Annotated in this window: 9 protein-coding genes; 3 read left to right on the top strand and 6 right to left on the bottom strand. The window is 69.3% G+C overall.

Going from position 1 to position 9,442, the window contains the following annotated elements; genetic code table 11:
* The 4 genes from HQ312_RS20445 to HQ312_RS20430 form a co-directional block, all read right to left on the bottom strand.
* Nucleotides 1-1,073, bottom strand: a 1,073-nt coding sequence (locus HQ312_RS20445; protein WP_261782513.1) for an ABC transporter transmembrane domain-containing protein, incomplete at its 3' end; no start/stop codon positions are given.
* The gene (cydB, locus tag HQ312_RS20440; RefSeq protein ID WP_222627850.1) at nt 1,070-2,104 is read right to left on the bottom strand and encodes a cytochrome d ubiquinol oxidase subunit II; all 1,035 of its coding nucleotides are present in this window, start codon (nt 2,102-2,104) and stop codon (nt 1,070-1,072) included. The genes HQ312_RS20445 and cydB, both read right to left, overlap by 4 nt.
* Before the next feature lie 18 nt (nt 2,105-2,122).
* Entirely contained in the window at nt 2,123-3,589 is a 1,467-nt protein-coding gene (locus tag HQ312_RS20435) for a cytochrome ubiquinol oxidase subunit I (RefSeq protein WP_222641173.1), read from the bottom strand.
* A 112-nt stretch (nt 3,590-3,701) separates the two neighbouring features.
* Nucleotides 3,702-4,559 carry an aminodeoxychorismate lyase gene (locus tag HQ312_RS20430; protein WP_222641171.1) on the bottom strand — a complete coding sequence of 286 codons (858 nt, stop codon included), beginning with the start codon at nt 4,557-4,559 and terminating at the stop codon, nt 3,702-3,704.
* Nucleotides 4,560-4,614: 55 nt separating this feature from the next.
* On the opposite strand from HQ312_RS20430, the gene HQ312_RS20425 reads away from it, so the two are divergent.
* The 3 genes from HQ312_RS20425 to HQ312_RS20415 all read left to right on the top strand — a co-directional run bounded on the left by HQ312_RS20425 (nt 4,615) and on the right by HQ312_RS20415 (nt 6,724).
* On the top strand, nt 4,615-5,751 hold the full coding sequence (locus tag HQ312_RS20425; RefSeq protein WP_222641169.1) for a folate-binding protein YgfZ: 1,137 nt from the start codon (nt 4,615-4,617) through the stop codon (nt 5,749-5,751).
* Nucleotides 5,752-5,792: 41 nt separating this feature from the next.
* Nucleotides 5,793-6,413, top strand: a complete 621-nt coding sequence (locus HQ312_RS20420) for an MOSC domain-containing protein (RefSeq protein ID WP_308123948.1) — start codon at nt 5,793-5,795, stop codon at nt 6,411-6,413.
* Nucleotides 6,414-6,535: 122 nt separating this feature from the next.
* Nucleotides 6,536-6,724, top strand: a complete 189-nt coding sequence (locus HQ312_RS20415; protein WP_081821107.1) for a DUF3073 domain-containing protein — start codon at nt 6,536-6,538, stop codon at nt 6,722-6,724.
* Between the two features lie 110 nt (nt 6,725-6,834).
* On the opposite strand, the gene HQ312_RS20410 is transcribed toward HQ312_RS20415, so the two are convergent.
* Together HQ312_RS20410 and purM are read right to left on the bottom strand one after the other, a co-directional pair.
* Nucleotides 6,835-8,295, bottom strand: coding sequence for an aldehyde dehydrogenase family protein (locus tag HQ312_RS20410; RefSeq protein ID WP_222641165.1), 1,461 nt, complete (start codon nt 8,293-8,295; stop codon nt 6,835-6,837).
* 40 nt (nt 8,296-8,335) lie between these two features.
* Nucleotides 8,336-9,421, bottom strand: coding sequence for a phosphoribosylformylglycinamidine cyclo-ligase (purM, locus tag HQ312_RS20405; RefSeq protein WP_027504286.1), 1,086 nt, complete (start codon nt 9,419-9,421; stop codon nt 8,336-8,338).
* Between the last annotated feature and the right edge of the window lie 21 nt (nt 9,422-9,442).

Below are 9,442 nucleotides of genomic sequence, written 5' to 3'. Positions count from 1 at the left end.
CACCCGTCCCGCCCGCGGACCGACAGGTTCGTCAGGACGACGGTGACCGGACCGGTGGGCGGCGCGGCCGTCCGCTGGTCACGCGGCGCCTGCGACTCGGCGCTCTCGAGCAGAGCGAAGGCACGTCCCGCGGCCTCCGCACCGTCCTCGGACGCGTGGAAGGCGGCACCGAGTGCGCGCAGCGGCAGGTAGACCTCGGGCGCCAGAATGAGCGCGACGATGCCGGGTGCCAGCTCCATGTCGCCGTACACGAGGCGTAGACCGATCGACACCGCGACGAGTGCGACGCCGAGCGTGGCCAGCAGTTCGAGCACCATGGACGAGAGGAAGGCGACGCGCAGTGCGGCCATCGTCCGGCGGCGGTGCTCGTCCCCGAGTTCGCCGACCCGCGCGGCCGGCCCGTCCTGCCGGCCGAGTGCGCGCAGTGTCGGGATTCCGGCGAGCAGGTCCATCAGCTGAGAGGACAGTCGCGTCATCGCGTCGAGGGTTCGTCGGGACCGCCCGCGGGTCATCAGACCGATCAGCACCATGAACACCGGGATCGTCGGGAGTGTGACCGCCACGATCACCGCGGAGAGCGGATCGACGAACGCGATCATAAGGGTCGCGATCGGCGTGACGGTCGCCGCCAGGACGAGGGCCGGGACGTAGTCGGTGAGGTAGGGCGCCAGTCCGTCGAGACCACGCGTGACCACCGTCGACCACTCGCCCCGATCCTCCCCGCCGCGCGAGCGCGTCGTCGTGGCCGCGTCCAGCATGTCCGCGCGCAACCCGCGCACGACTCGGACCGCCGAGCGGTGCGCGTACCTCGACCGCGCCCACGACGCGAGGACGCGGACCAGTACGGCGGCAGCCAGGACCGTCAGCTCGGTGGTCCAGGCTCCGACCGTCCGACGGGTCGGGTCGGTGACCGCGCCGCCCAGCACGGTCCCGACGACGACGGCAATGACGACGACGCACGCGGTCGTCACCAGGGAGAGCGCCACCGACCCCACGAGGTGACGACGGACGGGCACCGACCGGTGCCACAACCGGGGGTCGATCGGTCCTCGGGGCCGCCTCGTCGCGGTCATCGAGTGCTCGCCAGGCCGATGGACGCCGGGATCTGCGTCGTCGAGATGCGCCGACGGAAGACCCAGTAGGTCCAGCCCTGGTAGGCCAGGACCACCGGTGCCACGATCGCCGACAGCCACGCCATGATGCGCAACGTGTACGCGGAGGACGACGCGTTGTCGACGGTCAGCGAGAACGCGGCGTCGATGGTCGAGGGCATCACGTTCGGGAACAGTGAGCAGAAGAGCAACAGCACGGCTCCGCCGATGGTCACGGTGGTGCCGACGAAGGCCCATCCGTCTCGCCCGCGCAGCACGGCCACCGCTGCCGTCACCAGCCCTGCCACGGCAGCGGCGACGATCCACCAGGTCCAGCCCTTCCCGTGCGCGAGCTGAGTCCACAGCGCGAACACCCCGGCGCCCACCACGGTCGGAACGATCAGTGCCGCAGCGAGTCTCGATGCGTCCGCTCGAACCTCGCCGGCCGTCTTGAGGGCGATGAACACGGCACCGTGGAACGCGAAGAGCATCGCTGTGGTCGCACCACCCAGCAGCGCATAGGGAGTGAGAAGGTCGAGCAGTCCCGAGGTGACCTTCTTGTCCGCGTCGATGGCGACACCGCGCACGATGTTCGCGAAGGCGACACCCCACAGCACCGCGGGCACCCAGGAACCGATCCCGATACCGAGGTCGCACCGACGCCGCCACACGGGGTCGTCGATCTTGCCGCGGTACTCGATGGCACAGATACGCAGGATGAGCGCCACGAGGATCAGCAGCAGCGGCAGATAGAAGCCGGAGAAGAGCGTCGCGTACCACTCGGGGAAGGCCGCGAAGAGCACTCCTCCCGCCGTGATGAGCCACACCTCGTTGCCGTCCCACACCGGACCGATCGTGTTGAGCACGACGCGACGTCGGGTCTCGGCGTCGTCCCGGCCGGATCGACCGAGAACGGGCATGAGCATGCCGACCCCGAAGTCGAATCCCTCGAGAACGAAGTATCCGACGAACAATGCGGTGACGACGGCGAACCAGAATTCGGGCGTTCCCATGATCATGTCTCCGGCGGGTCAGTAGGCGAATGAGAGCGGGCGGGCGTCGGCGTCGGTGTCGTCACCGTCGTCGTCGTGGGGGTGCCTGTCGTGCTCGAGCGGACCTGCCTGCACGTAGCGACGCATGAGCAGGAACCAGACGGCACCGAGCCCGGCATAGAGGACGGTGAACGTCGCGAGGGACGCCGCCACCAGAGCGACGGGGTGGTCGGACACACCCTGGTCGACCGTCAGGCGGATCATGTCGACTCCGCTGGGGTTGGGCGCGACGATCCAGGGTTGGCGGCCCATCTCGGTGAAGATCCAGCCCGCACTGTTGGCCAGGAAGGGTGTCGGGATCGCGAGCAGTGAGAGCCGGGAGAACCAGCGCTGGTCCGGAACTCGGCCACCTCGAGTGACCCACAGGCCGGCGAGCGCGAGCACGGCGGACCCGGCGGCGAGGCCGATCATCATCCGGAAGGCCCAGTAGGTCACGAAGAGGTTGGGCCGATAGTTACCCGGTCCGTACTGCTCCTCGTACTGCTGCTGCAGCTCGGTGACCCCCTGGACGGTCGCGTCGAGGTCGCTCTTCGCGAGGAACGACGTCAGGCCGGGGATCGCGACGATGTGCTGGACGCTGTCGCAGTTGTTGTGGGTGCCGATGGTGAGGATCGAGAACGAGGCGCCGGTCTCGGTGTGACACAGCGACTCTGCCGATGCCATCTTCATGGGCTGCTGCTCGAACATCAACTTGCCCTGCACGTCTCCGGTGATCGCGAGTGCAGCGCCGGAGGCGATCATGACGACGAATGCCAGCCGGGCCGCGGGGCGGAACATGGAGCGGGCCTCCGACGAGGGACCGACGTCGCCGCGACGTGCGCTGCGCACCATCCACCACCCGGCGATGCCGGCGACGAATGTCGCTGCGGTGAGGAAGGATCCGGCCACCGCGTGCGGGAACGCCGCGAGCGCCGTGTTGTTGGTGAGCATGGCCCAGAAGTCGACGAGCTCGGCACGCCCCGTGTCCGGGTCGTAGACGGCCCCCACCGGGTGCTGCATCCACGAGTTCGCGGCGATGATGAAGTAGGCGGAGGCGTTGACCCCGATGGCCACCAGCCAGATCGTCGCCAGGTGAACGGCTTTCGGCAGCCGTTGCCACCCGAAGATCCACAGCCCGAGGAACGTGGACTCGAGGAAGAACGCGACGAGGCCCTCGAGCGCGAGCGGCGCACCGAAGACGTCGCCCACGAACCGCGAGTACTCGGACCAGTTCATGCCGAACTGGAACTCCTGGACGATGCCGGTGGCGACGCCGAGTGCGAAGTTGACGAGGAAGAGCTTGCCGAAGAACTTGGTGAGCCGATACCAGGAGTCCTTGCCGGTGATCACCCACATGGTCTGCATCGCGGCGACGATCGGAGCGAGTCCGATGGTCAGCGGGACGAGCAGGAAGTGATAGACGGTGGTGATTCCGAACTGCCATCGTGAGACATCGAGTGCGTCCATGACCAGCTTCTTGTCGTCGGCTGCGAGGCGGGGATCCTGCCTACGGGGCCGACGCTACTACTACGCGTAGTAGTAGGCGATGGACTGTGTCCACCGTTACCTGTGGCGCGCGTCAACGCGCGACGGCGGTGTCCACCAGTTCGCGCACGACGCGGTCCGACGGCATCTCCTTGAGGTGCGTGGTGTCGAGCGTGTGCACGCGCGCGGCCAGCGTGACGGAGGAGATCAGCCAGACACTGTCGGCCAGGATCAGATCGGCCACCCGCAACGGCTCGTGCGCACAGTCGAAGCCGGCGTCGCCCGCGACCTCGAAGAGAGCGTCCACCGTGGTGCCGCGCAGCACCCCGTGCTCCACCGGCGGCGTGACCATGCGGCGGTCCACCACGGCCAGCACGCTCGACCGTGGACCCTCGAGCACCTGCCCCTCGATACTGCGGAACACGACCTCGTCGAAGCCCTCTCGTGCCGCGTGGCGCAGGGCCGCCATGTTGGTGGCGTAGGACAGAGTCTTCGCACCGAGCAGCGCCCAGGGCGACTGCTGTGTCGCGTCGATGGAGAAACCCCGGTTCAGGGTCAGGGCCGACACGCCCTCCGCGCGCGCCCGGGTGACGCGATCGGCGACGGCGGAGACCATGACGAGCGCCGTCTCGGCATCGTCCGCCCCCTCGCGCCCCCGGCTCAGCAGCAGCCGCATCGCACCCTCGCCGCCACCGGTCCTCTCCCACTGCGCGAGTGCCACGTCCACCGCGCGCCGCCATGCGTCGACGTCCGGTTCCGCGAGGTCGAGCATGGCCGCCGACCGGGTGAGGCGGGCGAGGTGGGCGTCGAGTCGGCACGCCCGACCCTCGCGGATCAGCACGGTCTCGAAGATGCCGTCCCCGCGCACCGCCGCCAGGTCGTCGGCATGCAGAACAGGCTCGGTCGGATCGAGCACGGCACCGTCCAGGGTCACCACCACGCGTGAAGTCATGGCCCCGAGGGTAGTGCCGTGGCCGGACCGGGCAGTCCGCTCCTAGACTGGTGGGGTGTCCGAGACCCCTGGCCTGTACTCCTCCCCCGTTCTGGCCCGCCCCGGCGCGGTGGCCGCACCCCAGGACGGTCCCGATCGTGGAACCGCCTGGCACTACGGGGATCCGTTGGGTGAGCAGCGCGCCGCCGTCACGACCGCCGCGGTCGTCGATCGGTCGAACCGGTTCGTCATCGCGATCACCGGCGAGGAGCGACTGACCTGGTTGCACACCATCTCCAGCCAGCACGTCGCGACGCTGACCGACGGAGCCTCCGCGGAGAACCTGAGCCTGGACGTCAACGGGCGCGTCGAACACCACATGGTCATGACCGACCTGGGCGGCACCACCTGGATCGACACCGAGGCGGACCGCGGACCGGACCTTCTCGCCTTCCTGTCGAAGATGGTGTTCTGGTCGAAGGCCGCGCCGCGTCGCGGCAGCGAACGGGTCGTCGTGTCGTTGCTCGGCCCGAAGGCCGGCTCCATCCTGCGAGCGGTGGGCGCCGAGGTGCCCGCGATGCCGTACGACGCCCTTCCGCTCGACGCCGCGAACCCCGACCTCGGTTTGGTCCGCCGGATGCCGTGGCCGACCCGCACCGATTCCTTCGACGTCCTGGTCCCCGCCGACCGTCTCGACGAGTGGTGGGCGAAGTTCGTCGTCGCGGGTGCGCGTGAGGCGGGCAGCTGGGCGTTCGAGGCGCTGCGCGTCGAGTCCGGTCGACCACGCCTCGGTCTCGACACCGACGACCGCACGATTCCCCACGAGGTCGGCTGGATCGGCGGGGTCAGCGAGTTCGGGGCCGTCCACCTCGAGAAGGGGTGCTACCGCGGACAGGAGACGGTGGCGCGCGTCCACAATCTGGGCAAGCCGCCGCGCCGACTGGTCCTGCTGCACCTCGACGGCTCCGCGGACGGTCGACCGGAGACGGGCGACGACGTCACCGTCGGCGGCCGATCCGTGGGCCGCATCGGCACCGTCGTCGATCACTTCGAGCTCGGGCCGATCGCGCTCGCTCAGATCAAGCGCGCGGTGCCGGTGGAGACCACGCTCGACGCCGGGCCGTGCGCCGCCTCGATCGATCCCGACTCCTACGTCCTGGACACCGCGGTCCAGGCGGGCCGCGCCGCGGTGGATCGGCTGCGCGGCCGGTGACGCAGCCGGCCCCGTCAGGACGCGTGCTGTCGGTGTGCGTCGTGCACACCATCCACCCCATCTCTCGGCCGGCGGTGGTCGACTCCGCCATCGACAAGCGAGCGGTGTCCGGACCCGTCGACGTCACCGAGCTCGGCCTGCACGGTGATCGCTCCTGCGACGTCACCTTCCACGGCGGCGCGGACCAGGCGGTCTACGCGTACGACGAGGCCGAGGCCTACAGGTGGGCCGAGGAACTCGGCCGGGAGGTTCCCGCGGGGTGGTTCGGTGAGAACCTGCGCGTGAGCGGACTGCCCGTCACCGATGCGGTCGTCGGAACGCGCTGGTCGGTGGGCACCGCCGAGCTCGAGGTGACCATTCCGCGGCGCCCGTGTGCCGCCTTCGCGCGGTGGACGGGCGAGAAGACCTGGGTCAAGCGTTTCACCGCGCGGGGCGATGTCGGGGCATACCTGCGCGTCGTGCGAGTCGGCGCGCTCTCGGCGGGCGACGACATCGAGATCGTGTCCGTTCCCGACCACGGAGTCACCGTGCGGGACCTCTTCACCGGGGTGTCGGCGGAGGCGATGCAGATCCTTCTGAACACCCCCGATCTGGCGCCCAAGGTCTACCGCGAGGCCCGCGACATGGCGGCCCGGGCGGCGCGGCGCGCACCGTCGGTGTGACACCGGCGCCGGTGGAAGCGCAGACCCGATTCGCACGCTAGAGTGTGGGCAGGAAGAACACACAATCAGACGGGGCCGCCAAAAAATCCCAGGCCGCCCCGCTACTCGCGAGGGGGTTAGCCATGGGCCGCGGCCGGGCTAAGGCAAAGCAGACCAAAGTTGCACGTGAGCTCAAGTACAGCTCACCGTCCACGGACTTCGAGAGTCTCCAACGAGAGCTCACAGGTTCCCCCGACTCGCACCGCAACGGCATCGCCGATCGGGAGCCGTCCCGACACGACGATGACGACTACGACGACTGGCGGCGCTGACCGCATCCCCTGACACGGGGGGAATCCTCACATCGCACACACGACCGTGCGGGGCGTTCCGACTCAGGGACGCCCCGCACGGTCGTGTGTGCGAGGTTCTTCACGCGAGGTCAGATCGCATACTGTCGCGGCGTGTGCTGGACGCTGATCCAGTGGTCGGTGGTGAACTCGTCGATGGCCCACTCGCCGCCGAAACGACCGATGCCCGAGTTCTTCTCGCCGCCGAACGCGGTGTTGGGCTCGTCGTTGATCGTGGTGTCGTTCACGTGTGTCATTCCGGCGTCGAGTCTCGTCGCCACCCGGACCGCACGCTCGACGTCTCGCGAGAACACCGCGCTGGAGAGCCCGTACTCGGTGTCGTTCGCGATCCGGACGGCGTCGTCCTCCCCGTCTGCGCGGATCACCGTGGCGACGGGTCCGAACACCTCCTCGGCGGCGGTCGCGACGCCGTTCGTTCCCAGCACGAGATGTGGGCCCAGCACCCGACCGGCCGGTCCCGAACGCTCTCCGCGCACGCGGATCTCCGCGCCGTCCGACTCCGCGCGAGAGATCCGGTCGAGAATCGACTCCACCTGCGCGTCGTTGATGATCGGGCCGATCTGTGTGTCGGGATCGGCGGGGTCGCCGGTGCGCAGTGACCGGACCCGCTCGGTGAGCCGGTCCACCACCTCGTCGTGCACCGCATCGACCGCGATCACCCGGTTGGTCGCCATACACACCTGACCCTGGTGGAAGAACGACCCGAAGACCGCCGCGTTCACGGCTGCCTCGACGTCCGCGTCCTCCAGCACGACCAGAGGCCCGTTGCCCCCGAGTTCGAGGGACATTCTGGTGAGCGGCGCCGACGCCGCGATGCCCGACCCCACGGGCGTCGAACCCGTGAACGACACGAGCCGTGTGAGGGGATGCGAGGTCACGGCGTCACCGATCTCGCTGCTCTTGCCGACGACGACGGACAGCAGGCCGGCGGGCAACCCGGCATCCTCGAGGATTCTGGCCAGCAGGAGTCCGCCGGTGACGGGGGTGTCGCTCGCGGGCTTCAGCACCACTGCGTTGCCGAGCGCCAGCGCGGGCGCCACCGAGCGGGCGGACAGTTGCATCGGGAAGTTCCACGGACTGATCACCGTGACCACGCCGAGGGGCCGCCGGTACACGCGGTTCTCCTTGCCGTCGATCAGGGCGGCAGGGAGGATGCGCCCGGCCGATCGAGTGGGGTAGCTCGCCGATTCGAGCATCACCGCGCGGACGGCCAGCCATTCCCACTCGGCGCGGGGGCGGATGGCGCCGACCTCCGCGACGAGCCAGTCCACGATCTCGTCCTTGCGCTCCTCCATGATGCGCGCTGCGCGGTGGAACACGTCCGCACGCTCGGTCGGGAGCGTGGACTCCCAGTCCCGCTGCGCGATGCTCGCCGCCGTGAACGCTGCGTCGACGTCGGCCGCATCGGCCAGCGGGAGGGTGGTCAGGACGTCGCCCGAGTACGGGTTCACGTCGTCGGCGGTGCGGCCGTCTCGGCCCACTCGCCACTGACCGGCGATCGGGAGGGTGTCGAATCCGTCGTACGTCGTCATGCCGGTCGGGTGCCCGACCAGTCCTGCGACAAACGAGAACCTAGAAACGCGGGTGATTACCCGTCAGCACGGCGCGCTCGTCGGTTCCGCTGTCGGCGGACTTCTTGACCGTCCCCAGCGTCCAGCAGTCGATGTGGCGAGCAGTGAGCACGGCGAGGGCGCGGTCGACGTCCTCGGGTGCCACGATCGCGACCATGCCGACGCCCATGTTGAACGTGCGGTCCATCTCCTCGCGCTCCACGCGTCCGCGCTGCGCGATCATCGCGAAGATCGGAGCCGGGCTCCACGTTCCGCGATCGAGCTCGGCGACGAGGCCCTTCGGCATGACGCGAGCGAGGTTGGCAGCCAGGCCACCACCGGTGACGTGGCAGAACGTCCGCACGTCCGTCTCCGCCGCGAGGGCGAGGCAGTCCTTGGCGTAGATGCGGGTGGGTTCGAGCATCTCCTCACCGAGCGTGCGGCCGAACTCCTCGACATGACCGGTGAGCGACATGCGGCTGATGTCGAGCAGAACCTTGCGAGCGAGGGAGTAGCCGTTGGAGTGCAGTCCCGAGGACCCCATCGCGAGGACCACGTCGCCGGGACGCACCCGGTCCGGGCCCAGTACCTGGTCGGCCTCGACGACGCCGACACCCGTCGCGGACAGGTCGTACTCGCCGTCCGCCATCATGCCGGGGTGCTCGGCGGTCTCGCCGCCCAGCAGTGCGCATCCGGCCAGGATGCAGCCGTCGGCGATGCCCTTGACCAACTGCGCGACGTGCTCGGGCACCACGCGCCCCACCGCGATGTAGTCCTGCAGGAACAACGGCTCGGCGCCGCAGACGACGAGGTCGTCCACGACCATCGCGACCAGGTCGAGTCCCACCGTGTCGTGCTTGTCCAGAGCCTGCGCGACCGCGATCTTGGTGCCCACACCGTCGGTGGACGCGGCGAGCAGCGGCTCGCGGTATCCGCCCTTCAGCGCGAACAGGCCGGCGAACCCACCGAGACCGCCCATGACCTCCGGTCGCGACGCCCGCTTGGCGAGGGGCGCGAACAGCTCGACGGCACGATCACCGGCTTCGATGTCCACTCCTGCCGCTGCGTACGAGGCTCCTGCGCCGGGCTGGTGGGTGTCATCGGTCATGGGTGTACTGCTCCAGCCTGA

The organism is Rhodococcus sp. BP-316, from assembly GCF_019836105.1.
In the GTDB taxonomy this organism is placed as follows: Bacteria; Actinomycetota; Actinomycetes; order Mycobacteriales; family Mycobacteriaceae; genus Rhodococcoides.
This window is presented reverse-complemented; position numbering and strand designations above follow the sequence as displayed.

What these genes read in the sequence shown, in the direction of transcription:
- cydB (WP_222627850.1), bottom strand. Translation starts at nt 2,104, where the DNA reads ATGGGAACGCCCGAATTCTGGTTCGCCGTCGTCACCGCATTGTTCGTC.
- HQ312_RS20435 (WP_222641173.1), bottom strand. Translation starts at nt 3,589, where the DNA reads ATGGACGCACTCGATGTCTCACGATGGCAGTTCGGAATCACCACCGTC.
- HQ312_RS20430 (WP_222641171.1), bottom strand. Translation starts at nt 4,559, where the DNA reads ATGACTTCACGCGTGGTGGTGACCCTGGACGGTGCCGTGCTCGATCCG.
- HQ312_RS20415 (WP_081821107.1), top strand. Translation starts at nt 6,536, where the DNA reads ATGGGCCGCGGCCGGGCTAAGGCAAAGCAGACCAAAGTTGCACGTGAG.
- HQ312_RS20410 (WP_222641165.1), bottom strand. Translation starts at nt 8,295, where the DNA reads ATGACGACGTACGACGGATTCGACACCCTCCCGATCGCCGGTCAGTGG.
- purM (WP_027504286.1), bottom strand. Translation starts at nt 9,421, where the DNA reads ATGACCGATGACACCCACCAGCCCGGCGCAGGAGCCTCGTACGCAGCG.